Origin of the sequence: Akkermansia sp. GGCC_0220 (assembly GCF_017566105.1) — a bacterium.
Lineage (GTDB): Bacteria > Verrucomicrobiota > Verrucomicrobiia > Verrucomicrobiales > Akkermansiaceae > Akkermansia > Akkermansia massiliensis.
This window is the reverse complement of record NZ_JABFCI010000005.1, coordinates 90,757-114,921: the sequence shown is the minus strand read 5'-3', so window position 1 is coordinate 114,921 and position 24,165 is coordinate 90,757. Positions and strand designations below refer to the sequence as shown.

Below are 24,165 nucleotides of genomic sequence, written 5' to 3'. Positions count from 1 at the left end.
CTACGCTCGTCATCGGCATACTCTTTCAAGAAGCAGCACGAATTTTTCTGAGACGTGTTCCCCTCTATTTTAATGGATACTACCAGAAAGATCAGACTTACGAGCTGTCTCCGGCTGAAATACGGTATAGAGCCGTCATATGCCTTAGCAGATGGGATCATGTAATGTAGACTTTCCACATAGCTTCCCGCCCTGTTGAAATTTCCATCACTATCATTTGCATATACAACTTAAACAATATATAGAATTTCCTTTTTAGAAAATTTAATATAACGAAATCCTATTTTTTAGCACATTGTAATTTTCACATAATTCTTTATATAAAATTTTATTATAATTATCATCATCACTTTCCTCTTGTTCCCTTGTGCAGAGATTAAAAACAAAATCAATGCAAAATGGATATAATTTTATTAAATTCAACAATATATCTTTATCTAAATAATCATCTTTATTTAAGAATCCAATATATCTTTTACAAATATTATTTAATCCATAAAAAGACATATAAGTATCTACATCTTCTTCTTCCAATCTTATCTTGAATATGTCCGAGTCAATATAATCAAAAAATGGAATGCAGTAATAAGCAAATGCTTTATTTCCCATATAAGATATTAATTCACTATATAGAAGAGGATCTATTTTTCTGTCTACAAGCAATTTATAGGCATCTTCCGTTGATTTATTTTCAAAAACTTCTAATGCCCACTTAATATCCAAGTCATCTTGTCCATCTAATATATCCTGCCTAGTAGGTAAAAAATTCATATTATTCTCCACATATTTTTTTCATTCTTTTCTTACACTCTCTTACAGAATTAATTCTATTTTTTAATTCCTGCACATGATTTCTTGGATATTTTTGAGCCCCTGGCAAATAATCATCGCAATTATTTTCTAAATATTTCCTTCTGGAATCAACTAAATTTTGCTTACAATTTACACTCTCTTTAAGTTGTTCACAACATGTTCCTGTACAAGGAGGACACCCTTTTTGACTTAATTCGTGATATTCATTATATATCTTCTCACATTCTCTTATTTTTTCAATATTTTCAATATCTACCCGAGGCAAAGCTATAGGAGGTTTAGGAATTACATTCTCCGATATTTTTTTAATAACTTTCTCTGTTGTACCTGGAGCAATAACTTCAGTAATAGCGACAGCAGTTACGGCAACGGCAGCAACTATCAATCCAATTGGATTTAATAATGCCGGTAATGCAAACCCAAACTCTCCTCTTACGTCAATAAAAGCACTAGTTAAATTGTCTACATATCCATATAGATTTTCCTGCGGCCCTTCCATCATTGGATCTCTACTCACCCACCTGCCATCATTTGGATTATAATACCGATAATTGTAAAACATCAGACCAAGTTCGTCATCAGTGTACTCGCTGGAAAACCGGAACGGATTGCCCTGGGCGGCATTGCCTTCCATCTTAAGAACATTCCCATATGCCCCATATTCATACAAGGCACGGCGTCCTGCCTGGATGCCAAACAGGGCCGTTGTGTTTTTCAACAGGTCATGGGTATAGTAGAGGTCTTCGTCATAAACTCCTGTTTCGTTAAATATGGTCATCGCCAGAATACGCGTGGCGACCGGTTCCATCGGATCCCACAGGTAGGTTTTACGCAGGATGGGTACTACCGTTTCCGTTCCATTAGTAGCGTCCAGTTCCGCGATTTGCAGGTACCCGTGATAGATAAAGCGTTTCTTCGACATGAGAGCTTCTCCTTCATAGACGGCTTTTTCTACACGCCTGTTCAAATAATCGTAGCGGCATTCCACACGCTGGCTACCCTGCGTGAAGACAACCGCCTGGTTCAACGCATTATAGACGACTTCCCATTCCCCAGTGGAAGTTTGGAGCTTTGTCTGGTTGCCGTCGGCGTCGTAGGTTGGCACAAAAGGCGTTTCTTCTCCCTGGGTGATGTCCGTGTATTGGTTAAGCCGGTTGGCCGTGTATATCGTGGATAACCCTGCCGCTCCTTCCTGAGAGGTCATGCGGTTTCCGATGTTGTCATACGCATAAGAATACGTTCCTCCCCGGCTCATCGCGTCGGCAATCAGCTCGCTGCGGCCATTGTAGCTGTAACTATGCGTCAGGTCGGGAGCCGGCGTATTGAAGTAGTCCTTCTTTTCCGTGGGACGCCCCAGCGCGTCGTAAGCATAGTCGGTTTTGGCCGGGTAGTTGGCACTGCCGGGACGCAGGTAGTCGATCCTGGTCAACAGGTCCCGCTTCTCTTCCCGCGTGTACCATCTCCTGAGGGTATTGGGATAGTCAAGCGTTTCCAGGAGCCCGTGGCCGGCGTTGTAACCGTACACGAAGGGGGAGGAGACATTGTTGAGCGAGACAGAGGAAAGACGTCCGTAACCATCATATCCCCAGGTCGTTTGCTGGACTATACTCTCCCCATAGTTCAGACTGTAACCCGAGGCACGGCCCAAATTGTCGCGCCGATTATGGAGCGCACTTGCCACCAAACCCGTCGTGTTTTCCGATTCCGCTTCATTGTACTGGTTGTAGGCCAAGATCCGCGTACCGGAACCGTCCGTGACCTGCGTAATCAAGTTAAGGTGGTTGTATGCACAACCGATGGAGGGCGTTGCATCATTGTGAGTGATGGAAACCAGATTGCCCGTCTGCAGGTCGTAGCCGTAGGTGGTCGTCAAAGGTATCGCCTCTTGACCCACCGTCCGCGCCTGTTGTTTGGCCGCCAGCCTGTTCCAGTTGTCATAGGAATAGCTGTCTCCATGGCCGTCAGCATAGGTTTTAGCCGTCATCAGACCGGAGGCGTCGTCGTAGCTCCACACCGTCACATCCCCGTCTGTCCGTTCCCGAGGATCGGTAATGATTGTTTCTCCCGGGATCCGGAACGTCGTGAGGGAAACCAGCCTGTCCGCGTCATCATAGGCAAACACCGAGGGCTGGAGGGCCGTACCGTATTCGGCGGTTTTGCGCCCGCGCACATCATAGGCATAGCAGGCCGTGTTACCCAACGCATCCGTGATGCAGGAGGGGGACGCCGTGGACGGGTCATACTGGATGGTGGTGGTGTTGCCGACGGCATCCGTCCTGACGGTTTCACGGCCGGCCAGGTCAAAGACGACAACGGTGGAATTTCCACGGACATCCGTATAGGTTTCCGTGCTGCCGCTGGCCGTATAGATGCGGGAAGAAGTAGTCACCGTTCCCGCATGATCTTTCCGGGACACGGGGTAACCGTCTATGACAACAGTTTCCGCAATGACGGAAGAAGCCAGAGTTTGCGTTTTCTCCGTCCGTTTGGCCGGCGCCGTGTATTCCGTCCATTGCAGGGTCTCATTTCCCCGTGGATCGGTGTCAATCCTTTTTCCGGCCAGGGAGGCAGACAGGAAGGAAGCCAGCTCGGCCGTGCTTTCCGCGTAAGTCGTTCCCTGGCTGTTGTAGTGGGTCGCCGTTGTCACCCGGTAGACGCCGTCTTCCCGCTGTTGGCAGGCATAGGCGTATTCCGTGACGAGGGAATTGGCGGGAGTGGGGTCTTCGGCCAGCTTGAGCGTGGTTTTGACAATATTGCCAAACGAGTCATAGTCATAGAGCACCGGAGCCATCCCGTCCATTTGCTGCTGTAAAAGCCTGTTGTTCAGGTCAAAAATGCGCCGGTCATGGATAAGGCCGCCGTTGGCATTCGCCCGGGAGATGCGCACTACGTTGTCCCTTCCGTCCGTGACGGTTTGTTCCATCACCACCGGCTCTCCCTTCGCTACGGGAATAAGCGTAGAACGGGCAATGCCTTCTGTAGAGTACTCCGTGCGGTAAAGAAGATGCCTCTGTCCCGTGCCGCTCTGTTTCAACACAGTTCCGTCCGCATGGCGGATGGTGACGAGCGTCGCGCCTGTCGGCGTCGTGACGGTTTCCGTCAGACCGTCCGCACTGTAGGCGTATGTATTGGTCCTCCCCAGTACGTCTGTTTCCTGTGCCAGCTGCCCCAGCAGATCGTAAGCCTTGCTCTCCGTCGTGGTCATGGGTCCAACGTCCCGGCGCGTTTGAAGGATTCTGCCGAAGGCGTCCCGAGTGTAGCTGACGATGGTTTCAGGAGTGGTTTCCGTAGCCGAACGAATGGTTTCCACAAGCTGGCGGGCCGTGTTGTAGGAGTAGGTGGTCACGATGCCGTCTTCATCCTTTTCCCACAGGGGGCCGCAGCACATCATCTCCCGTTCCGTTACCCTGCCGTTGCCCCGCGTGCGCTTGATCCACCGGTTTTCCTTGTCGTATTCATAGTCCGCCGTGTCCGTCAACGCCCAGGTTCCGTCCGTCAGCAGCACATATTTTTCTATGTGCGTGTTGTTGCCCTGCGTGGAGACGTACGTGATTTTTCGCGTGCTGTGCCCCGGCACGGCCTGCCCCGCTATCTGCGTTTCCCTGGTTTCCTTGTAAAGGGCGCCGTACTGGCTGGACGCCTCATAGCGGCAGGCCGTCTGCACGCCGTTGACGGCCTGTTTCATCTTCAACCGTCCCCGGGCGTATTCATTGGGCGCCGTGGGCAGCCACGTTTCCGTCACTTCCAGCTGTTCTCCCTCCGCACCCAACGCCGTGGTGCGTTTTTCCACACGGCGCACATGGTTGGCTTCAGAGTAGGTGTAGTGCGTGTCCGTCAGCCGGGCAGCATTGATGGTGAGCACCACGTACTGGTGCACGATATCCGGATCGGCATGGTCGGAGTAGCGATAGTAGGTGTAGGTTCCCTTCCTTCCTCCGCCTGACCAAGGTTCCATCCGGACAGTTTCACGCCCGAAGGCGTCGTAGGACCAGGTCTTCACGCTCCCGTCGGGAGCCGTTTCCCGGACCAGTTTGCCCATGGCGTTGTAAGCATAAGTCGTTTCACGGGCATAGTCGGTTCCATAGGCCTCAATACGGCTGGTGCACAGGTTGCCGCTGCGGCCCTGTTCATAGGTTTCACACATCCGGGAAATAGGCGTGCCGTTTTCCCCGCGCTGCACAGTAGTGATGAGCTTCCAGAGACCGAAGGAGACCGCCTGCTTTTCCCTGATGGTGTAGATGGCGTCTTCCCCTTCCCCCTGGGACATGCACCACGCCCCTCCCGTTCCCTGCCAGTAGCACGTGACGTAAGGCGCACGCCCTTCCGTTTGTTCCGTAACGGTGAGCTTGTTGGTTTCCGCATCGCCGGCAATGGTGAAGGTTTTAAACGGCGTCCCCGTGACGGAGTAAAGACCGGTGGCGGCGTCCTTGGCCCTCACCTGCTCGGGCAGATAGAAGGCGATCATGTAGCCCGTATCCACCACATTTTCAATGTTGACGAGACCATCCCACAGGTTCCAGACCTGGCGGATGCCGTCGTCAGCGCCCCGGACAACGTCCAGATACTTGGAAAAATCCTGCGCCGTCCAGGAAGAACCCAGTTTGGTCTGGTAGCCGGAGGCCGCCCCCAGGGCGGAAACGGAAGGACCGCCGTACATGACCGTATTGCCCCTGCCGTTGCTGACCCTCATTTCCGCCGCATAGGCGGAAGCGGCGCGGCCGGATACCCCGGCATATGCCATGGAAACGGAACCTGTCCTTTTTTGAGAACCGCCGATGGAGCCCGCACTGGCTGCGCCGGCATAGCAATAATAGTTGGCATTGGTGCCGCCGTTCTGGATCTGGAAGGCCATGTTAGCCCCCAGCGCACCTCCGGGAGGAGGCAGAACGCGGCTGGCCATTGGATGCAAATATTGCAGGGCGCCGGGTGCCCACAACTTGGATGAGAAGTTGTAAGCCACGATTTCCAGCATGCCGTACGGCACACCCTCCATGCCGCGGAAGGAGCCGAAGTTGGTGCGCCAGACCATGCTGGTTTTCCGCGTCTGGGTAGTCACCCGCCTGCCTGCGGAGGAGAACTTTCCATCCACGGAGGCGGATGAAGCCAGGCTGCGCGCCGTGGGCGGACTGCCGGAGCCGCCCCGGTTGTCCGCACAACCGTCCGAGGAAGAGGAATCTTCAGGATCGGGGTCTTCCTCATCTCCGCCGTTGTCATCGTCCGGGCACGGGTTGCTGGAACTGCTGTTGGGGGAACTGCTGCTGCCACCGCTGCTCGTTCCTCCACAGGGATCTTCTTCGCCCTCGTCGTCATTGTCCACAGGGTCCGTTTCCGTCTCCGGAGGCACGTAGGAAGAAGAGGAGCCCGTCTGCTGGTCGGTGATTTCCACCTTCAGGGCGAAGGTGAATTTGGCAATGTTGTAGTCGGGATTGGGAATAGAGATGTTGCTGTAATCCACGTGGGCCTGGTGCGTACCCGGTTCAATACTGAAGGAGATGTCCTGCGGTTCGTAGGTGCCGCCGCCGTATTCGCCGCGCGGACCGATGTCCAACTTTTCTTCTCCGTCCACCGTCAGCTTCGCCAAATCGTCGGCTCCCATGGTTACCTTGCACTCGGCCGTTTCATTCGGTCGCAGTTCCCGGACCTCAAAGGACCAGTCCCAGCTTTTTTCAAAAGCGTCCGTTGGCGCTTTTTCGTCAATCGTGGTGGGCGCGCTGTTGGAACTGCGCATTCCCGTCAGGGAATTAATATCGTCGTTGAATGATTCTTTCATAGTGATAATCGGGTTAATCGTTGGTTATTTTAAAATATTTTGCTCTATTCAGGAAATATCTGAAGTAAATTTCCTTATTTAACGTTTCCCTTTTATCAACTAAATTTCCATGAAGCAATCCCTTAGAAGTTTTTATTTGTCATACATTATTTTATTCTTGAAATATGGATGGGACATCCATCTTGCATTTTCAGCCGGAACAAAAAAATGGCAGCTTCTGCGCCAATTCCATCCGTTGCCGTACCATGGTCGTCTTTTCTCTTTTTCCGGAATATTAGCCACCGGAGACTATCCATTCCTACTTGATGGATTTTTTGGCAAAAAGAGGTTTACGGTAGCCCCAAGGCAAATCACCTATCAAATTTCCGTTGACAATCAACGGAGTCCGAACGAACCGGCATGAACCATCCCTTCCTGTGCTCTGGAAAAGGCTGCCAGGTCAAACGGACAGGCCACTCCGGCATGACTGCCGCTTTTTATACGTTCAGCCTCTTTTCCAATTCTTTCAGCAAATGGAAACAACCGTCTTCCAGAAGCTCTACTACGTGCTCAAAACCTTCCTGCCCTCCATAGTAGGGATCCGGCACTTCCTCATCCAGAAAACGGGTGGTGAAAAAGCACATCGGCACGATCTTGCCTTCCCATTGCCCGTTTTTATCCAGCTGCTTCAATGCCCGCAGGTTTTCCCGGTCCATGCCCACAATCAGGTCGAATTGCTCCAGATCATCTTTCCTCACGGGCCGAGATTTGATACCCGGATCAGCGTATCCGTATTTTTCCAGGGCCGCAAGCATCCTGGCATCCGGAGGACAGCCGCGATGATAGCCGATCATGCCGGCGGAATCGCTTTCAATCAGGCTTTCCAAACCTTGTTCCTTCACCATCTTCTTAAAAATGATTTCCGCCGCGGGAGAACGGCAGATATTGCCCAGGCAGACAAACAGGACTCGGTAGGGTTCGGAAGCATTCATGAGGGACAATTCTTTTTTTCAGGATAGGCAAGACGTTTCCCCGGATCAAGAGGGAAGAGTTTCCTGTACGGAAAACAGATACACGCCGGGACAACGCAGGGAGCAAAGCGCAGAACGCCGCCGTGCCGTCCCAAAATAAGATTCCCCTGTGTTTCGGCTTGCGTCAGAGGGTGTCTGGCTGTAGATTATCGCATGGCAGATTTCCCTCTTGGATTAAGTTTTGATGACGTGCTCCTGCTGCCCCGCCTGAGCGCGATTCTTCCCGGTGATGCGGACATCAGTTCCCAGCTTGTTCCCGGTTTTGACATGAAAATTCCCGTGCTGTCCGCAGCCATGGATACCGTTTCCGAATCGGAACTGGCGATCGCCCTGGCACGGGAAGGCGGCCTGGCCGTCATTCACCGCAATAATCCCATCGACATCCAGGCGGCCATGGTTTCCCGCGTGAAGCGTTTTGAAAACGCGGTCATCCCGAACCCCGTCACGGTGAACAAGGACATGACGCTGGAAGAAGTCCATCAGATCATGATGGACCAGGGTTACTCCGGCTTCCCCGTGGTGGACGCCAACCGCAGGCTGGAAGGCATCGTCACCGGACGCGACATGCGCGGCGTGGACGATTACCAGAACATCCGGGTCAAGGACGTAATGACCCCCCTTTCCCGCCTGATTACGGCGGCTCCCACCACCACCATTGAGGAAGCGCGCCACATTCTTTACACCCACCGCATTGAAAAGCTTCCCCTGGTGGATGAAAACGGCGTGCTGGCCGGCCTCATCACGGAAACGGACATCCAGAAGCGCGCCATGTTTGCAGACGCTTCCAAGGACGAGCACGGCCACCTGCGCTGCGGCGCCGCCGTGGGCGTGGGCCCTGATTACCTGGACCGCGCCAAGGCGCTGGTTTCCGCCGGAGCGGACGCCCTGTTCATTGACGCTGCCACCGGCCACACCACCCGCGTCATGGACGTGGTTTCCAACCTCCGCAAGCTGACGGACCGCCCCATCGTGGCCGGCAACGTGGTGACGGCGGAAGGAGCCTCCGACCTCATCAAGGCGGGCGTGCAGGCCATCAAGGTGGGCGTGGGCCCCGGCTCCATCTGCACCACCCGCGTCATTTCCGGCGTGGGGATGCCCCAGTTCACTGCCATTCAGGAGGTAGCCTCCGTAGCGCGTCCCGCGGGCGTCACCGTCATTGCAGACGGCGGCATCCGCTATTCCGGGGACATCGTGAAAGCCCTGGCCGCCGGCGCTGACCTGGTGATGCTGGGCGGCCTGCTGGCCGGCACGGAAGAAAGCCCCGGCAAGGTGGTCCACTATCAGGGCCGTCACTTCAAGCAGTACCGCGGCATGGGTTCCCTGGGCGCGATGCGCCGCGGCTCCGGCGACCGCTACGGGCAGAACAGTTCCGGCAAGCTCGTTGCGGAAGGCGTGGAAGCGCGCGTTCCATACAAGGGCATGCTGGCGGACGTGGTTTTCCAGCTCATGGGCGGCCTGCGTTCCGGCATGGGCTACCTGGGCGCACACAGCCTGACGGAACTCCGGGACAAGGCCCGGTTCGTCCAAATCACCTCCGGCGGCCTGAAGGAAAGCCATCCCCACGACATCACCATCACGGAAGAACCCATCAACTATTCCTGTTAAACCCTCTCTCACATGGACGACAAGCACCTCGTAGCCGTCATTGACTTCGGCTCCCAATACACCCAGCTCATTGTGCGCCGCGTGCGCGAACTGGGCTACATGGCCAAACTGTACGCGCTGGAAGACCTGGACCAGATTCACGAACCCGGCGCCGTCATCCTTTCCGGAGGTCCCAAAAGCACCACGGACGCAGACGCCCCGGATATTGACTTTGAATGGCTCAAAAGCCTGAACGTCCCCGTCCTGGGCGTGTGCTACGGCATGCAATTGCTGAACATCAAGCACGGCGGTTCCGTCAAGGCCAGCAACAAGCGGGAATACGGCCCCGCCGCCCTGCTTCCGGAAGCCTGCACGGGCCTGTACCAGGACATGTCCCCCTCCTCCCAGGTATGGATGAGCCATTCGGATACGGTGGACCACCTGGCGGAAGGCTGCCGGGTGATCGCCCGCAACGCAGAAGGCGTCCCCGTCTCCCTCCAGTGGGGAGAAGCAACTTTCGGCATCCAGTTCCATCCGGAAGTGACCCATTCCCATGAAGGGCGCACCATCCTGCGCAACTTCCTCTCCTGCGCCGCCAACCTCAAGAAATTCGATATCGGCGACTTCAAGAGGCAGCTCATCCGGGAAATCCGGGAACGCGTGGGCAGCAAGCAGGTGGTCTGCGGCGTCTCCGGCGGCGTGGACAGCACCGTGCTGGCCGTCCTGCTGCATGAGGCAGGCGTGAACATGCGCGCCATTTTCGTGGACAACGGTCTGCTTCGCAAGAATGAGGCCGATGAGGTACGCGCCAATTTCGCCCGCATGAACGTGGAAATTGAAACGGTGGACGCTTCCGAACGCTTCCTGACGGCCCTGGCCGGGGAAGGCGACCCGGAAAAGAAGCGCCGCATCATCGGCGGCCTGTTCATCGACGTATTCTGGGACGCTGTGGGAGACGCGGAAATGCTCGCCCAGGGCACCCTTTATCCGGACGTGATTGAAAGCGCCTCCAACGCCAAGTCCAAGGCCTCCGTCATCAAGACACACCACAACCGCGTGGAGCGCGTGCTGGAACTCCAGGCGCAGGGGAAGGTGCTGGAACCCCTGGCGGAATTGTTCAAGGACGAGGTGCGCGAACTGGGCGCCTCCATGGGCATCCCGCACGACATCCTGTGGCGCCACCCCTTCCCCGGCCCCGGCCTGGCTGTGCGCTGTCCCGGCGTAGTCACCAGGGACCGCCTGGACATCATCCGGGAGTGTGACGCCATCTTCATCGGCAACCTGAAGAAATACGGCTGGTATGAAAAGGTCTGGCAGGCCTACGCCGGCCTCATCCCGGTGAAAACGGTGGGCGTGAAGGGAGATGAACGTTCCTATGAATGGGCCACCAACCTGCGTGCCATCGTGTCGGAAGACGCCATGACGGCGGACTGGGTAGAACTGCCCCCGGCCCTGCTGCGTGAAACCAGCAACCGCATCCTCAATGAAGTGAAGGGCATCAACCGCGTCCTTTACGATATTTCCACCAAGCCCCCGGCCTCCATTGAGTGGGAGTAATACTATACCGCCCCTAAAAGGGAGGCTGTAAAGTCCCATGAATACAGGTCTTTCGATCTCTATTGCATGGCGAGAGGATAAACCCAGCGATGTTAAAGTTTAGTTTATCCTTAACCTTTTGTTTGCCACAAAGCGCAGGCACCGTTCCTTGCCAATGGCAAGGGGCGGTGCACCGCTGCTCCCTGCTGGTAATTTGCAGAATAGCATCGTATATCACTTCCTGCGATGGATGAGTAAAAAAGGTATTTATAATAACAAGAAGGCAATATCGTATGATTGAAATTGAATCTAACAAGCAGGCTTGGGGTAAAATATCAGAAGAGCATTATCATCACTTTAAAGCTTTACTAAGTGATGATGATCTTCACTTGAACTATTATATACAGGAAGAACTGGGTGACATATCAGGCAAGGAAATAATCCATTTACAGTGTAATACCGGTGCAGATACATTGATACTTGCCAAAACAGCTAAAAGCGTGGTCGGGGTAGATTTAGTTCCTGACAACATATTTTTTGCAAATAAACTTGCCGGCGATCTTAATTTTAAAAACGTAAAATTCATTGAAGCCGACATCATGACTTTATCAAAAGTTCATGGTGAAAAATACGATATTGTCTTTACCTCGGAGGGAGTATTGGGATGGCTTCCCGATTTGAATGTATGGGCGAATACCATTCGCAGCCTTTTAAAGGATAACGGCTATTTGTATGTATTTGATTCACACCCATTTTTTCTTTCCTTTGATGAGAGCAAACTGGACAAGGAAGTTTTCGAGATTAAATACCCCTATTTCAGTAAAATTCCCTCTGTGGATAGTTCCATCGGCGGATACGCCTGTGAACCGAAAGATGGCGTAAAATCCTATTTCTGGATGCATACGGTTTCGGATATTATTAATTCATTGACGAGGGCCGGTCTGCACATTGAATATTTTAATGAACATGCTGAAAACTTTTATGATTCTGGAAATATGCAGGCTTCTTCTTCAAAGAAAGGGCTATATGCGTATAGCTGCAACAGGGACAAGTATCCCATGTCATTTAGCTTGAAAGCATCTGCATACCCTGCAAAATGAGCATTCATTCACGATCGCTCGGCAGAATGGCTGCCACAGTCCATAATCAACAACAAAGGGAAAAAGACAATGACTGAACTGGAAAAATGCATGGCGGGCGAATGGTATGACTGCCATGACCCGGTATTTCTGGAATTCAAGAGCAAGACCCACCGGCTCCTGATGAAGTACAATTCCCTGCCTTACGACCATAAGGAGGAAAAGCGCCAGGTGTTGAAGGAAATGCTGGGCAGCATCGGCGCCAAAGTATCCATCGGTCATTCCTTCACCTGCGACTACGGGCGCAACATCCACATCGGGAACAACGTCACCGTCAATACGGGCTGCACGTTCGTGGACTGCAACAGGATCACCATCGGCAGCAATGTGCTCATCGCTCCCAATGTGCAGATTTACACCGCTACGCACCCCATTGAGCTGAATGAGCGCCTCACTCCCGTGGAAACGGCGGAGGGCATGGAATACATTCGCCATACCTTCGCCCTTCCGGTGACGATAGAAGACGGCTGCTGGATTGGCGGCGGCGTCATCATCCTGCCGGGAATCACGATCGGAAAAGGCAGCGTCATCGGCGCCGGAAGCGTGGTCACCAAAAACATTCCCCCCGACAGCCTGGCGGCGGGGAACCCCTGCAGGGTTATCCGTAAAATCAACGGGAATCGCGAACAATGATTAAACTGATCGCTTTTGACCTGGACGGGACGATAGGGGAGACGGTCCCCATGTGCATCCGGGCGTTTGAAAAAGCAGTTTCCCCCTACGCGGGCCGTACGCTGAGCGAACGGGAAATTACGCAGACCTTCGGCCTGAATGAAGTAGGAATGATTAAAATGGTCGCCGGGGAAAAATGGCAGGAAGCCCTTCATGATTTTTACCCGGTTTATGAAAAGATGCATGAGGAATGCCCGGAACCGTATGAAGGCATTCGCGAATTGATCAACACCTTGAAAAAGGAGGGAATATTGGTTGCCCTGATTACCGGAAAAGGAGAAAAGAGCTGCCGCATCACGCTTGAACAATTCGGCATGCAGGATCTGTTCTGCTCTGTCAAGACCGGTGCGGAAGACAGGCCGAACAAGGCGGAAGCCATTGGGGAACTGCTGCATGACTGCCACCTGGCAAAGGATGAATTTTATTACGTCGGGGATGCGGTATCGGATGTAACCGCCTGCAGGAAAGCGGGCGTGACCTGCCTGTCCGCCGCCTGGGGAACTACCGCGGACATCCGCGGCCTGGAAGAAGCCAACCCTTCAAAAGTATTTTTCAGCATCAGGGACCTGTCGCATTTCCTGCTCCGGACGCGGGAAAACACATAACCTGTTCCGTTTTTTTATTTGCCTTAATCAATCGCGCCCTGCAATCCTGCCGCCATGGACACCGGTTCCATCATCCTCACTTCCTTCCTCTCCACCATTCCCGTTTATCTTTTCTTCGCCACGGGTTTCTATCTGCGCCACAAGCAGGTCATCCAGGCGGACCATGACGCGCCCATCATGCGCATCGCGATGGATGTGGCCTATCCCTGCCTCGTCTTCCACAGCATCATGAAGTACATGGTGCTCTCCGGGAATGAAACGCTCAGCAGCGTTTCCTTTTCCCTCCAGGCTATTGCAGCCGGAGCGCTGGAACTTCTGCTGGGCATCGCGTCCGCATGGCTGGTCGCCAAAATGTTGCGCATGCGCATCGGCACGGGCCTGCGCACCTTCACCCTGACGGCGGGGGTGCAGAACTACGCCTTTTTCGTCATTCCCATTATCCAGATGCTGTTCACGGCCAGCAATGACCCCACGCTGGGCGTCCTTTTCGTCCACAACGTGGGGTGTGAACTGGTCGTATGGAGCATCGGCGTCATCATCATCGCAGGCGGTCCGGGCAACCTGAACATGGGCGTCTTCTTCCGCGGCCCCCTGCTGGCGGTCATCGTGGGCCTGGCGCTCGCCTGGTCCGGCCTGGGAACCTATGTAGCCCAGCCGCCTCTCATGAAAACCTTTGAAATGATCGGCAACTGCGCCACGCCCCTGTGCCTGATCCTGTTCGGCTGTTCCATGAGAGACCTGTGGCACAACATGAAGTGGGAGCCCAAACCCATCATCTGCGGGCTGCTGACGCGCTTGGGACTGGCTCCGGCGCTGCTGCTCCTGATGGCCTATTTCCTGCCGGTGGACGACTATATCAAGCGCGTCATCATCATCCAGGCGGCGATTCCCTCCGCCGTCATCCCGGTCATTCTGGCCAAACGCTTCGGCGGCCATCCCGACCTGGGCACCCAAATCCTGCTGACCACTACCGTGGCTTCCTTCCTTACGCTGCCCTGCTGGCTGGCTCTGGGTTCCTCACTGGTCGTGCCGTTGTATTAAAGGCGGCGCGGCAGCGTCATCGCCCGGCTGGGACACGGGGCAGTCAAACGGGCCAGCTCCGTGCTTCCGGAACCTTTCCCGTTCATGGATGCGGTTCCCTTGTTGGATACTCCATCAGCAGAACCATTCCAGTCCTGGAACGCCTTTATTCTTTCTGGGCCCCACCACATTTCCATGCTGAAGCTTTCCCACCTTTGTGTTGACTCCCCCGGCGGATGTGTATTGAATGGGCTCCATGAAGTTTCCTGCTCCCCTTTGCACTGCCGCCGTACTGCCGGTCCTGTTTTCCTGTGCGGAGCAGGTTTCCCGGATTGAACATGTGCGGGAGGTTCCCTTGAAAACCACGGTGGTTCCTGCAGAAGATGTAGGCATGCACCGCTCCCAGGCTACTTACCTGCTGCATGGCGCCGTCTCCCAGCAACAGCGCCTCCAGCGTCTGGGCCAATACTACTTCGTCACCTGGAATGATGCGAACCCGGAACAGGCGGCCACCCTGGTCATGATGTACCGCCAGGGAAAAACAGGTTCAGCCGTCCTGACGAAATCCATTTCCTACCCTGCCGGGAGAAAGGGAGGCACGCAAAATTCCGTTTTTGAATTCATCGGGGATGAAGCCAAAACAAAAGGGGAGATTCTCGCATGGAAGCTCGTCCTGAAGGACAACCACGGCAAAACAATCTCCGAACGCCATTCCTACCTGTGGGGAGACGACCATTGACCCTCCGGCAAAAACGCCGAAGGGCCAATGAAAAGTAACCGGATATAAAGGATTGGAACTACGGCTTCCGGGTACAATCACCCAAGGCGTACCCCCTGGTCCTTAATCACTAGGAATGTCTTCCGCCAACACCGGAAGACTTACGCTTCCTGCCGTTTGGCACGGCGCTTGCGGACGGCGGCGGCAAGGTTTTCCAGCACTTCCACCGTGGTGTCCCAGCCGATGCACTGGTCCGTGATGCTCTTGCCGTACACCAGGTCGGAACTCAGCGGCTGGGCCCCTTCCACGATGTTGCTCTCAATCATCACGGCCACCACCTGGTCGGAACCGTCGGAAATCTGTTCCGCGATGCTGGCGGCCACCGCCGGCTGTTTGCGGTAATCCTTGCAGCTGTTGCCGTGGGAGCAGTCCACCATAATGCGGTTGTTGATGCCGGCCTTCTGCAAGGCTTCCGCTGCTTCCTTCACATGTTGGTCATCGAAATTCGGGCCCAGGGAGGAACCGCGCAGAATCAGGTGGCAGGATTTGTTGCCCGTGGTGGAAACGATGGCGGAAACACCCTGCTTGGTCACGGAAAGGAAGCAGTGCGGGCAGGAGGAGGAAATGATGGCGTCCACGGCAATCTGGAGGCTGCCGCTGGTGCCATTCTTGAATCCCACGGGCATGGAAAGCCCGGAGGCCAGTTCACGGTGCACCTGGCTTTCCGTGGTGCGCGCGCCAATGGCTCCCCACGTAATCAGGTCCGCGATATATTGCGGGGTGATGGTGTCCAGGAACTCCGTGGCGGCGGGAATCCCCATGTCACCCAGGCGCAGCAACAGCCCGCGGGCCATGTGGAGGCCGCGGTTGATGTCAAAGGTATGGTTCATGAACGGGTCATTGATGAGGCCCTTCCAGCCCACCGTGGTGCGGGGTTTTTCAAAATACACGCGCATGATGATCACCAGATCCTTCTCAAAGCGCGCCATCTGCTCCTTCAGGCGGGAGGCATAGTCCACTGCGGCCTGGGGATCATGGATGGAGCACGGCCCCACCACCACCAGCAGGCGGTCGTCGTGGCCGGAAATGATGTTCTCCGCATTCTTGCGGGTCGTAGCCACCATTTTAGCGATTTCCGTGGTCGCCGGATAATCCTTGATCAGGATGGCGGGGGAAATCAGGGGCTCGATGTCTTGAATGCGTACGTCGTCTGTTTTGAACCAGTTCATGTCTGGGACTTATTGAGGGGTTTTTGAGAGTGGTTGAAAAGAAAAAAATACGGTTTGGAGGCAATATGCCTGAATATATCGCGGGGCCTCGCGGCCATAAGCCGGAAGCCCCGCAAAATAAATCGGTCCCGCCTCTCAACAGGCGGTCCCGGAATGCGTTACCAGGAAGTCACGTTGTCTTCCGTCATTTCCGGATTGTTGATGTGGCCATCCTCCGTGCTGCCCTGCTTGTCCTTGCCGACGCTGTAAACGGCCACGTTCTTGGTCACCATGCGGGAACCGACCTGGACGCGGGGGGTGCGGTCGTCGGGATTGGCATTCAAAATGATGTGGTAGGGGGATTCCCACGGGTCCATCAGGCCCACGCGGCCGCGGCTTTCAAAGAACAGGCCGGGAGAACCTTCCACATCCGTGGTCGTGGTGTTGAAATAGGCCGTTTTCTTGGGATTCAGCTTCCTGTCTTCATCCCCGCGGTCCATGTAGTTGGTCAGGATGCTCATGATGCGGCTGTCGTCATCCACGGCGGTCGTCATGTAATACTGTCCGTCCTTGCGGGCCTGCTTGGCCATTTCCCGTCCGCTCCAGGCTACGGGAACGCGGCCGTTGTCCAGCATGTAGTTCTCAACGGCTGTCTGCAAACCGTTGCAATCGCTCCGCGCCGTGGTAACCCGTGATTTTTCCATCACGCCGTTCACCACCGTCATGGCAATGCCGGCCAGCGTCAGGATAATGGCGATCACCACAAGCAATTCAATCAACGTGAATCCCTTGGATTTACGGTTCAAAAAAGGTGCCTTCATACTTTGCCAAGAGTAGCGCAATTACGGTTCAGGGCAAGCGGAAAACAACCGGAACCGCCAATTTCAAAGCGTGTTTCCGGAGCGGCAAACATGCGGCGCATGGCCCCGGCATGCAAACGCCCCGGCTGTCGGAAGACGGCCGGGGCGTTTAAAAAGAACATTCTTTTAATTAGCGGGAGCGGGAGCTTCCGGAGAGACAGGAGCGGGAGCTTCCGGCACAGCGGGAGCCGGAGCCTGTGAAGAAGCGGCTTCCGCCTCAGCGGCGCGCCTGCGCAGCTCCTCCTGCTGGAGTTCTTCCGGCGTCTTGGCGGGAACGGAGGCTTCCTGCTTGGCGGCGGCCTTCATCATTTCCGGGCTCAGCAGGCTTTCCGAGCTCTTGACGTGCTGGCGGTTGATCAGCATGCCCAGCACCAGGCAAAGAATCATGAAGGCGGAGCCGAAGTACACCGTAGCTTTTTTCAGCACATCCGTAGTCCGCGCGCCGAAGGCCTGGTCCGTGATGGCGGCGCCGAAAGCGGCTCCCAGCCCTTCCTGCTTGGGTCTCTGCATAAGCACCACGCCCAGGAGGAGAAGTGACACAATCACCAGAACGGCAAAGAGTAACTGAATGCTGATATTAAGTGAATTTGCTAAAAAAAGGTTCATGAACGCGGGGAGTATGTGTGAATTCAGATGGTTTGTAAAGTCTAGGAAATGATTTCGTTATGCTCGTTGCAAACGATTTTCTTGGGAACGATGGGCTTGTCCGACAGGGCAAAGCTCATGATAACCACCCGTTCGCCCGTCTTGATCAAATGGGCCGCGCCGCCGTTCATGATGATGTTCCCCGTACCGGCAGGCCCCTGCAGGGCATACGTTTCCAGACGGTTTCCGGACGTGACGGACGCCACGAGGACCTTTTCTCCGGGCCACAGGTCCACAGCGGCCATCAAATCGGCAGGAATTTCAATACTGCCTTCATATTGAACATCGCCACGGGTAATCATGGCGCGATGGATTTTTGATTTTAACTGCTCAACCAACATGACGTCCGAACAACAAACCCCCGATCGCTCTTTCGGTCAAGCCGTCATCCTCCATTTTACGGTTTTCTGTGTCTTACTTATCCCGTCTCAACACCTCAGCGGCCTGGGCGGCGTCCCGGGCAAGCTGGCTTTTCAGTTCTTCCAGGGAGGGGAATTTGGTTTCCGCCCTCAGGAACCGGACCGGCACCACTTCCATTTCCTGTCCGTAAATGTCCCCCGGCTGGCCGAACAAATGCGTTTCCAGCAACAGTTCCCCCGCATCCCCCTCCACCGTGGGACGCACCCCCAGGTTGGCGACGCCCCCATATTCCGCCCCGTTCACCCGGGCGCGTACGGCGTAAACGCCATGAGGAGGCTGCAACCCGCAGCCGGGCTTCATATTGGCCGTGGGGTAGTCCAGCAGGCGTCCCAATTGGCGTCCATGAATCACCGGGCCCCTCCAGCGGTAGGGACGGCCCAGCATGCCGGCCGCCTGTAAAAAATCCGCCGCACGCACGGCTTCGCGAATCCGGGTGCTGCTCACGCGCTCCCCGTCCCGCAGGATGGGCGGAACGGCCGTCACCCGGAACCCGTAGCGGCCGGACAAAAGGCGCAGGGTTTCCACATCGCCCGCGCGGCCTCGGCCAAAGTGCCAGTCTTCCCCCACGGCAATCTCCGCCACGCGGCAGGAAGCGCAGAGCTCCCTGATGAATTCCTCCGGGCTCATGGAAGCCAGCCGGGAGGAAAATTCCAGCGTCAGCACCATCTTCACCCCCAGCTCTTCCATCAGGGCGAACTTTTCCGCATCCACCGCCATAATGGCAGGCGGCACGCTTTCCGGGCGGACACGGGCCAGCGGATGAGTGCGGAACGTCAGCACGGCGGCAATGCCTCCGTCACGGGCCGCGCCTTCCACCGCTGCGGCAATCACTCCGGCATGCCCCAGGTGCAGCCCGTCAAACATCCCCATGGCCCAGTGCACGGGGGAAGAAACACCCTTCAGTTCCTTGAACTCCCGGTAAATGACCATGCTGCTACCTGGCAATCAGAATGTCCGCCAGCTCCTCCAGGGAAAGCATGGCCCGGAACAGCTCCTCCCTGGGGGCGGTTTTCAGGGTATCCACCGTAACGGCGCGCTCCAGCGTAAAAGAGCCGGACCTGGTGCGCCGGAGGGCGCTCAAATGCGCTCCGCAGCCCAGCGCCTTCCCGATGTCATACGCATAGGAACGCACGTAAAAACCCTTGGAGCATTGAACGGTAAAGTCCACTTCCGGAACGGCCACGCGGGAAATTTGATGGCCGAACACCTCCACGGGCCGCGGCTCCCGCACAATTTCCTGACCCTTGCGGGCCAGCTTGTACAGCGGGACGCCGTCCTTTTTAATGGCGGAAACCATCGGGGGAATCTGCTCAAAAGCGCCGTCAAACCGGTCAAACGCCTCGCGCACGGCCTGTTCCGTCACGCCGTCCACGGAATACTCCGCCACCACTTCCCCCATGGCGTCCTGGGAAGAGGTCTCCACTCCCAGCGTCAGGGTTCCGGCGTATTCCTTGTGTTCGCACATCAGCTTGTCCTGAAGCTTGGTTGCCTTTCCCACCACCAGCATCAGCAGCCCCGTAGCCATGGGGTCCAGCGTGCCGCAGTGGCCGATCTTCTTAATCCCCAGGGAGCGGCGCGCAATCGCCACCACGTCGTGGGAGGTCATGTCCTGCGCCTTGTCAATCAACAGGACGCCCGAGGGAGCTTGCATGGAATCTGAAGCGTTCATGAAATCTGCTGTTGGAGCACGCGTTCCACTTCCTCCTGCATGGCCTTCAGGATGGTGAGGCGCACTTCTTCAATGGGTCCCCTGATGCGCACTCCGGCGGCCATGGCATGTCCGCCGCCTCCAAAACGGGAGGCAAGCTCCGCCACGGATATTTCAGGGGTCTTGGACCTCAGGGAAATGCGGATGCGGGGATCGTCCGCCGCCTCCTCCAGATAAGCGGCCAGCCAGACCCCCTGCACAGAACGCAAAAGGTCGATCAGGCCTTCCGTGTCCTCCGGACGGCTGCCGATCCGTGCCTTCGCCTCATTCGTCAGGCAGAACGTGCAAATCCTGCCGTCCGGCGTCAGCCTCATGCCGTTCAGCGCCTCGCGCATCAGCTGCATCTTCACCCAGGGCTTTTCCTGGTAAAGCTGGCGGTTGATGTCCTGGACGTCAACGCCCATCCGGATCAAATCCGCGGCCAGCTCCATCACGGCCGCCGTCGTCATCTGGTACTGGAAGGAACCCGTATCCGTGCTGACGGCCACGTATAGGGCGTCACGCATCACCGGGGTAATGGGAACGCCCAGATACTTGAAAAAATAATACAGCACCGCACCCGTGGCGCACTCGTCCGGCAGAACGCATTGCACGTCCCCGAACAATTCATTAGTCTGGTGGTGGTCGATGTTCGCCCACACCTTCACTCCCGCCAGGGCCTTCAGACTGCGTTCGCCCAGCCTCTTGAACGCGCCGTTGTCCACGGAAACGGCCACTTCCACGTCCACCGGCTCATCGGGCGTGGGGATGATATTTTCCACGCCCGGCATAAAGGCCAGATTGGAAGGCACGCCGTCCTCGTTCATCATCACCACCTTCTTGCCCATCTGCTTCAGGGCTTCCCCCAGCGCCAGCGTGGAACCGATGGCGTCACCGTCCGGATGCACGTGCGCAATTACCGCAAAGCTGTCATGTCTGCGGAACAGGTCCGCCAAAGGCGCAAATTCGGGACAATGTTTCCAATCTTCCATATGTTCTGCCGCATTTTTATAGAAAAAGCCGCACTTGGACAATCACCAAGTGCGGCTTGAAAAGTCGTACCTAATCCCGGAAGAGGATTACTTCTTGGACTTCATGACCACCGGAGCCACATCCACGGCGGGCTGGTTCAGGTCATTGAACTTGGGAAGGGGGGTCAGGGGGGGAGCACCCTGATCCTGACAGCAGCAGGAAGCCATGATGCTCGCCGCAAAAGCGGCAAGAGCCATAACGGTAATCTTCTTCATATGCGTGGTTAAATGATGGGTGATAAAGGATATGGAAATATCTTGGAGCATAAAAGCATACCATGCGGGCGCCCGTCAATCAAATTTGCTAAAATCTCCCAAGGGGGCGCCTTTCCGCCTGCTTCTCCCCGCAATCGGGCCTTTCTCAAATGGCAAGACGCATAAATCGCTCGCCTGCGGTCCTCAGGAATTATAGTCTCTGCCAAGCCGCTTCCCTTCCATGCCCTTCTCCGTCAGAATACTCCGGCTTTTCGGCACCCTGCTGCTGGGCGTCTGCGCGCTCGGCGTAGCCGGCATTACCTGGGCGTACCTGATAGAACCCAATCTTCTGTTCGTCCGGAAGGTGGACTACCGCGTCCCCCAGTGGAACGGCCGCGGAAAACCCGTTAAAGTCGTCATTGCCGGAGACCTTCACCTGATGCCCACGGCCTTTGATGAAGTGAGGGCGCTGCGCTACGTCCGGAGAATCATGCAGCTTCAGCCGGACTTGATCCTGCTGGTAGGGGATTATGCCCGCGGCGCCAGCAGAAACGCCAGCATGAGCCCCGCCGCGGCCGCCCGGCTGCTGCGGGGGCTGGCAGCGCCCTGCGGCGTCTTCGCCATCCAGGGGAACCATGACTTCACCTTCGACTGGGACAACTGGCGCAAGGAACTGACCCGGGCCGGCATCACGGTGCTGGAAGACCAAAGCGCGCTTGTCACGTTCAAGGACGGCAGGCAGCTCCAGCTATCCGGAATGCTGGACACCTCGCGCAATTCCAAAAAACGGCTCCCCAAGCGCCAGTCCCCGGATATACCCCATTTCCTGCTTTCCCACCGTCCGGAAGCGGATCACATGCTTTCCCATGGGGACGCGGACATCGTCATCAGCGGCCATACCCACGGCGGCCAGATACGCCTTCCCTTCAATCTCCTGTGGTTTGAAGCCAGCCCGGAACACGCCCAGCCCTACACCTACCCCTGGCATATTTCCGGCGGCAACACCTATCTGATTACCAAGGGGCTGGGAACCAGCACGCTCCCCCTCCGCTTCAACTGCCCTCCGGAGATCTATCTGCTGGAACTGCACTGACGCCGGCAGCCCTTTTCATGCCGGACTAGACGGCGGCGGGAAAAGGATTTTTCTTTGTTTCTTGATTTTTCGCGGCCATGGACCAGCATGGAGAATGGTTCCGCTGTTTTCCATGATGACTCCTTCCACCAATACCAAATCCACCCTCAGAAAGAACGCCGTCCTGTTTGGCAACGGTTTGATCCGCACACTGGGAAGCCCAAGCAGCATTGACCTGCTCAAGGAAACCGTCTGCCCTCCCTGCAACGGCGGTGAAGGCTGCAAGCAAGACATCTATTGCCCGTTCAGAGACCAGGGGGACTATCTGCCTTTTCCCCTGATTTACGAGTATTTGATCCTGAAAAAACAAAAACGGCATCCGGAAGCCGACATGGGCAAAGTATCCTCCGATGTGCGTGACCGGCTCAAGAAGAAACTGGAAGAGTTCACCCCGCAGAAATATCCCGGCTCCGTTTTACACCAGCTTGCCGCCCTTCCAATAGACGACTATCTGACCACCAATTACGACACGTTCCTGGTGCAGATCCTGGAATCACAGCATTACAAGACAAGCCAGCGCCGGAATTCGGAAACCAAATACAGCATCCGCCGCCATGTCTGCATGGAGAAGGAACGCCGCTCCCTCCGCATCTGGAACATTCACGGCACCTATAATGAAAAACCCTCCTCCTTCACGATTCAATACGGGTATGAGCACTATTGCGGCTGCATCGGTAAAATTGACAGCTATTTAAAGGGAACCTACACTTACTGGGTCCAAAAACAGAAAAAAGAAATAGCGGGCATCCCGGAAAAGCTGCGCAAGCCGCAGCTTCAACTGGAGGAATCATGGATTGACCTGTTTTTCTTTTCCAACGTTTACATCATGGGGCTGAATCTTTCTTCGGAAGAAATAGACCTGCTGTACATCCTGAACCTCCGGTCACGATGGCTGCGCGATTCAAAAAAGGCGCGCTGCATCCAAAACCGCATCGTTTTCTACGGCCAGCCCGCCAAAGCCATGAAAGCCCTTCTGGAAGAATTTGATGTGGAGGTTTGCTCTTCTTCGCCCACGCCTCCCGGAAAAAACGCGAAAGGTACGGATTACGAGAAGTATTACCGGGCGGTTTTACGTGATATCCAGTACAGAATAAAACAGGCACATTAACCCGCATCCGGCTTCAGGAGCATGTGCCATCCTCCTTCTCAAACTGCTTTTGCAACCTGAGAATTTTATTCCTGGTCATCCGGTAAACAGGCCGGTAAAGGTGCTTTTTCAGGATGGCCGGGAGGGTTCTTCCGGGCAGCGGGCCATGCAGCAGCCCGGCTTCACGCATGGCGCGTTCGTAACGTTCCCCTTCATAGCGCCAATTATACCGCCAGGGCTTGTGCACCCCCTGGTAATGCAGAATGCCCGGTTCCAGCGCCGCTTCCACCGCCTGGCGGGGCGTCACTCCTCGCCAGAACCGTTCCCTGGGGTCGTTCTTCAGGATGCGGCGCGTCAGGCCGTCATGCCAGTTCCAGCGCGGATGCAGCGGCACGGTCAGCTCGCACAGGGCGCCGTTCAGCGCGTCCTGGTCCGGACAGGTCAGCCTGTCCCGGTGGCTGACGGCATAATCCAGCACGGCCCTGACCAGGTTCTTTTCCCGGAAAACGTCCACATTCATCAGCAGCACGCCGGAATTGAAATACCCCGTGCAGGTCAGCGGCATCTCCAGGCGCTCGTTGAAATGGGAGCCGGGCCTGGAAAAATTCTCAAACACCACTCCCACCGCGTTGCCGGACATATCCGTCCGGAACAGCTCCGTCAAATCCCGGCAAACCAGAACGTCAATGTCCAGATACAGGATGTTGCCCCGCTCCTCCTTCAATAACTCCGGGATGAACACGCGGCCCCAGGCGGGCACGGGCCACTGTTCCGTATGGGGAAAGTCGTGCTCCTCCAGAATGCCGGAAACGTCTATGAACTCCAACCGGCACTCAAACGGGGCCGCCAGGCGCTCAACGCTGTTCCGGTTCTCCCCGTCAATGCCGTCGGAAAGGATGTAAATCTTGTAAAAGGTTTCCGGAGCAGCGGTGCTCAGCAGGGAAAAGACGGTAACGCTCAAAGGCAGGATGCCCCGGTTGTCACTGGCCAGGACGACGGCAAATTCATTCTTCTTCATCGGTCGATCGTTCGG

Annotated in this window: 22 protein-coding genes; 10 read left to right on the top strand and 12 right to left on the bottom strand. The window is 55.6% G+C overall.

Annotation, left to right across the window (positions count from 1 at the left end; genetic code table 11):
- Window positions 1-264: 264 nt before the first annotated feature.
- Window positions 265-771 carry a hypothetical protein gene (locus HJW02_RS05400; RefSeq protein WP_102721587.1) on the bottom strand — a complete coding sequence of 169 codons (507 nt, stop codon included), beginning with the start codon at window positions 769-771 and terminating at the stop codon, window positions 265-267.
- Between the two features lies 1 nt (window position 772).
- Window positions 773-6,583 carry an RHS repeat-associated core domain-containing protein gene (locus tag HJW02_RS05395; protein ID WP_240454362.1) on the bottom strand — a complete coding sequence of 1,937 codons (5,811 nt, stop codon included), beginning with the start codon at window positions 6,581-6,583 and terminating at the stop codon, window positions 773-775.
- Between the two features lie 109 nt (window positions 6,584-6,692).
- Here HJW02_RS05395 and HJW02_RS05390 point away from each other — a divergent pair, with 109 nt between their 5' ends.
- Entirely contained in the window at window positions 6,693-6,986 is a 294-nt protein-coding gene (locus HJW02_RS05390) for a hypothetical protein (protein WP_146018249.1), read from the top strand.
- 73 nt (window positions 6,987-7,059) lie between these two features.
- On the opposite strand, the gene HJW02_RS05385 is transcribed toward HJW02_RS05390, so the two are convergent.
- Window positions 7,060-7,554, bottom strand: a complete 495-nt coding sequence (locus HJW02_RS05385) for a low molecular weight protein-tyrosine-phosphatase (protein ID WP_102721707.1) — start codon at window positions 7,552-7,554, stop codon at window positions 7,060-7,062.
- A 192-nt stretch (window positions 7,555-7,746) separates the two neighbouring features.
- Here HJW02_RS05385 and guaB point away from each other — a divergent pair, with 192 nt between their 5' ends.
- From guaB to HJW02_RS05350, 7 genes are all read left to right on the top strand, one after another.
- Window positions 7,747-9,198, top strand: coding sequence for an IMP dehydrogenase (gene guaB, locus HJW02_RS05380; RefSeq protein ID WP_102721588.1), 1,452 nt, complete (start codon window positions 7,747-7,749; stop codon window positions 9,196-9,198).
- Window positions 9,199-9,210: 12 nt separating this feature from the next.
- Window positions 9,211-10,734, top strand: a complete 1,524-nt coding sequence (gene guaA / locus HJW02_RS05375) for a glutamine-hydrolyzing GMP synthase (protein ID WP_102721589.1) — start codon at window positions 9,211-9,213, stop codon at window positions 10,732-10,734.
- Window positions 10,735-11,006: 272 nt separating this feature from the next.
- Window positions 11,007-11,813: a methyltransferase domain-containing protein gene (locus HJW02_RS05370; protein ID WP_102721590.1), complete on the top strand. Its 807-nt coding sequence runs from the start codon at window positions 11,007-11,009 to the stop codon at window positions 11,811-11,813.
- Between the two features lie 69 nt (window positions 11,814-11,882).
- Window positions 11,883-12,485 (top strand): sugar O-acetyltransferase, encoded by a 603-nt coding sequence (locus tag HJW02_RS05365; RefSeq protein WP_022396388.1) that lies wholly within the window; start codon window positions 11,883-11,885, stop codon window positions 12,483-12,485.
- Window positions 12,482-13,129 (top strand): HAD hydrolase-like protein, encoded by a 648-nt coding sequence (locus HJW02_RS05360; RefSeq protein ID WP_102721591.1) that lies wholly within the window; start codon window positions 12,482-12,484, stop codon window positions 13,127-13,129. Before HJW02_RS05365 ends, HJW02_RS05360 begins: the two co-directional genes overlap by 4 nt.
- Before the next feature lie 54 nt (window positions 13,130-13,183).
- Window positions 13,184-14,170 (top strand): AEC family transporter, encoded by a 987-nt coding sequence (locus HJW02_RS05355; protein WP_022396390.1) that lies wholly within the window; start codon window positions 13,184-13,186, stop codon window positions 14,168-14,170.
- 235 nt (window positions 14,171-14,405) lie between these two features.
- Window positions 14,406-14,888 carry a hypothetical protein gene (locus HJW02_RS05350; RefSeq protein WP_102727931.1) on the top strand — a complete coding sequence of 161 codons (483 nt, stop codon included), beginning with the start codon at window positions 14,406-14,408 and terminating at the stop codon, window positions 14,886-14,888.
- 140 nt (window positions 14,889-15,028) lie between these two features.
- On the opposite strand, the gene HJW02_RS05345 is transcribed toward HJW02_RS05350, so the two are convergent.
- The 8 genes from HJW02_RS05345 to HJW02_RS05310 form a co-directional block, all read right to left on the bottom strand.
- The gene (locus HJW02_RS05345; RefSeq protein WP_022396392.1) at window positions 15,029-16,096 is read right to left on the bottom strand and encodes a 3-deoxy-7-phosphoheptulonate synthase; all 1,068 of its coding nucleotides are present in this window, start codon (window positions 16,094-16,096) and stop codon (window positions 15,029-15,031) included.
- A 158-nt stretch (window positions 16,097-16,254) separates the two neighbouring features.
- The gene (locus HJW02_RS05340) at window positions 16,255-16,896 is read right to left on the bottom strand and encodes a prepilin-type N-terminal cleavage/methylation domain-containing protein (protein WP_022396393.1); all 642 of its coding nucleotides are present in this window, start codon (window positions 16,894-16,896) and stop codon (window positions 16,255-16,257) included.
- A 165-nt stretch (window positions 16,897-17,061) separates the two neighbouring features.
- Window positions 17,062-17,541 carry a preprotein translocase subunit SecG gene (gene secG / locus HJW02_RS05335; protein ID WP_022396394.1) on the bottom strand — a complete coding sequence of 160 codons (480 nt, stop codon included), beginning with the start codon at window positions 17,539-17,541 and terminating at the stop codon, window positions 17,062-17,064.
- Window positions 17,542-17,582: 41 nt separating this feature from the next.
- On the bottom strand, window positions 17,583-17,921 hold the full coding sequence (locus HJW02_RS05330; protein WP_067569353.1) for an aspartate 1-decarboxylase: 339 nt from the start codon (window positions 17,919-17,921) through the stop codon (window positions 17,583-17,585).
- 73 nt (window positions 17,922-17,994) lie between these two features.
- Window positions 17,995-18,930, bottom strand: a complete 936-nt coding sequence (gene ribF, locus HJW02_RS05325; protein ID WP_102721594.1) for a riboflavin biosynthesis protein RibF — start codon at window positions 18,928-18,930, stop codon at window positions 17,995-17,997.
- A 4-nt stretch (window positions 18,931-18,934) separates the two neighbouring features.
- On the bottom strand, window positions 18,935-19,651 hold the full coding sequence (truB, locus tag HJW02_RS05320) for a tRNA pseudouridine(55) synthase TruB (RefSeq protein ID WP_240454363.1): 717 nt from the start codon (window positions 19,649-19,651) through the stop codon (window positions 18,935-18,937).
- Between the two features lie 14 nt (window positions 19,652-19,665).
- Window positions 19,666-20,679, bottom strand: coding sequence for a bifunctional oligoribonuclease/PAP phosphatase NrnA (locus tag HJW02_RS05315; protein ID WP_146018248.1), 1,014 nt, complete (start codon window positions 20,677-20,679; stop codon window positions 19,666-19,668).
- 87 nt (window positions 20,680-20,766) lie between these two features.
- The gene (locus HJW02_RS05310) at window positions 20,767-20,934 is read right to left on the bottom strand and encodes a hypothetical protein (protein ID WP_022396399.1); all 168 of its coding nucleotides are present in this window, start codon (window positions 20,932-20,934) and stop codon (window positions 20,767-20,769) included.
- A gap of 220 nt (window positions 20,935-21,154) precedes the next feature.
- Here HJW02_RS05310 and HJW02_RS05305 point away from each other — a divergent pair, with 220 nt between their 5' ends.
- Together HJW02_RS05305 and HJW02_RS05300 are read left to right on the top strand one after the other, a co-directional pair.
- Window positions 21,155-22,006 (top strand): metallophosphoesterase, encoded by an 852-nt coding sequence (locus tag HJW02_RS05305; RefSeq protein WP_102721597.1) that lies wholly within the window; start codon window positions 21,155-21,157, stop codon window positions 22,004-22,006.
- Between the two features lie 112 nt (window positions 22,007-22,118).
- Window positions 22,119-23,153, top strand: a complete 1,035-nt coding sequence (locus HJW02_RS05300; protein ID WP_180971088.1) for an SIR2 family protein — start codon at window positions 22,119-22,121, stop codon at window positions 23,151-23,153.
- Window positions 23,154-23,166: 13 nt separating this feature from the next.
- On the opposite strand, the gene HJW02_RS05295 is transcribed toward HJW02_RS05300, so the two are convergent.
- Window positions 23,167-24,150, bottom strand: a complete 984-nt coding sequence (locus tag HJW02_RS05295) for a glycosyltransferase family 8 protein (RefSeq protein ID WP_102721599.1) — start codon at window positions 24,148-24,150, stop codon at window positions 23,167-23,169.
- Window positions 24,151-24,165: the final 15 nt, after the last annotated feature.

Excerpts from the sequence above, each read along its gene's own strand:
- HJW02_RS05345 (WP_022396392.1), bottom strand. The coding sequence starts at position 16,096 with ATGAACTGGTTCAAAACAGACGACGTACGCATTCAAGACATCGAGCCC.
- HJW02_RS05360 (WP_102721591.1), top strand. The coding sequence starts at position 12,482 with ATGATTAAACTGATCGCTTTTGACCTGGACGGGACGATAGGGGAGACG.
- guaB (WP_102721588.1), top strand. The coding sequence starts at position 7,747 with ATGGCAGATTTCCCTCTTGGATTAAGTTTTGATGACGTGCTCCTGCTG.
- truB (WP_240454363.1), bottom strand. The coding sequence starts at position 19,651 with ATGCAAGCTCCCTCGGGCGTCCTGTTGATTGACAAGGCGCAGGACATG.
- HJW02_RS05390 (WP_146018249.1), top strand. The coding sequence starts at position 6,693 with ATGAAGCAATCCCTTAGAAGTTTTTATTTGTCATACATTATTTTATTC.
- HJW02_RS05385 (WP_102721707.1), bottom strand. The coding sequence starts at position 7,554 with ATGAATGCTTCCGAACCCTACCGAGTCCTGTTTGTCTGCCTGGGCAAT.
- HJW02_RS05400 (WP_102721587.1), bottom strand. The coding sequence starts at position 771 with ATGAATTTTTTACCTACTAGGCAGGATATATTAGATGGACAAGATGAC.
- HJW02_RS05395 (WP_240454362.1), bottom strand. The coding sequence starts at position 6,583 with ATGAAAGAATCATTCAACGACGATATTAATTCCCTGACGGGAATGCGC.
- guaA (WP_102721589.1), top strand. The coding sequence starts at position 9,211 with ATGGACGACAAGCACCTCGTAGCCGTCATTGACTTCGGCTCCCAATAC.
- HJW02_RS05350 (WP_102727931.1), top strand. The coding sequence starts at position 14,406 with ATGAAGTTTCCTGCTCCCCTTTGCACTGCCGCCGTACTGCCGGTCCTG.
- HJW02_RS05370 (WP_102721590.1), top strand. The coding sequence starts at position 11,007 with ATGATTGAAATTGAATCTAACAAGCAGGCTTGGGGTAAAATATCAGAA.
- HJW02_RS05355 (WP_022396390.1), top strand. The coding sequence starts at position 13,184 with ATGGACACCGGTTCCATCATCCTCACTTCCTTCCTCTCCACCATTCCC.
- secG (WP_022396394.1), bottom strand. The coding sequence starts at position 17,541 with ATGAACCTTTTTTTAGCAAATTCACTTAATATCAGCATTCAGTTACTC.
- HJW02_RS05310 (WP_022396399.1), bottom strand. The coding sequence starts at position 20,934 with ATGAAGAAGATTACCGTTATGGCTCTTGCCGCTTTTGCGGCGAGCATC.
- HJW02_RS05340 (WP_022396393.1), bottom strand. The coding sequence starts at position 16,896 with ATGAAGGCACCTTTTTTGAACCGTAAATCCAAGGGATTCACGTTGATT.
- HJW02_RS05315 (WP_146018248.1), bottom strand. The coding sequence starts at position 20,679 with ATGGAAGATTGGAAACATTGTCCCGAATTTGCGCCTTTGGCGGACCTG.
- HJW02_RS05305 (WP_102721597.1), top strand. The coding sequence starts at position 21,155 with ATGCCCTTCTCCGTCAGAATACTCCGGCTTTTCGGCACCCTGCTGCTG.
- HJW02_RS05300 (WP_180971088.1), top strand. The coding sequence starts at position 22,119 with ATGATGACTCCTTCCACCAATACCAAATCCACCCTCAGAAAGAACGCC.
- ribF (WP_102721594.1), bottom strand. The coding sequence starts at position 18,930 with ATGGTCATTTACCGGGAGTTCAAGGAACTGAAGGGTGTTTCTTCCCCC.
- HJW02_RS05295 (WP_102721599.1), bottom strand. The coding sequence starts at position 24,150 with ATGAAGAAGAATGAATTTGCCGTCGTCCTGGCCAGTGACAACCGGGGC.
- HJW02_RS05365 (WP_022396388.1), top strand. The coding sequence starts at position 11,883 with ATGACTGAACTGGAAAAATGCATGGCGGGCGAATGGTATGACTGCCAT.
- HJW02_RS05330 (WP_067569353.1), bottom strand. The coding sequence starts at position 17,921 with ATGTTGGTTGAGCAGTTAAAATCAAAAATCCATCGCGCCATGATTACC.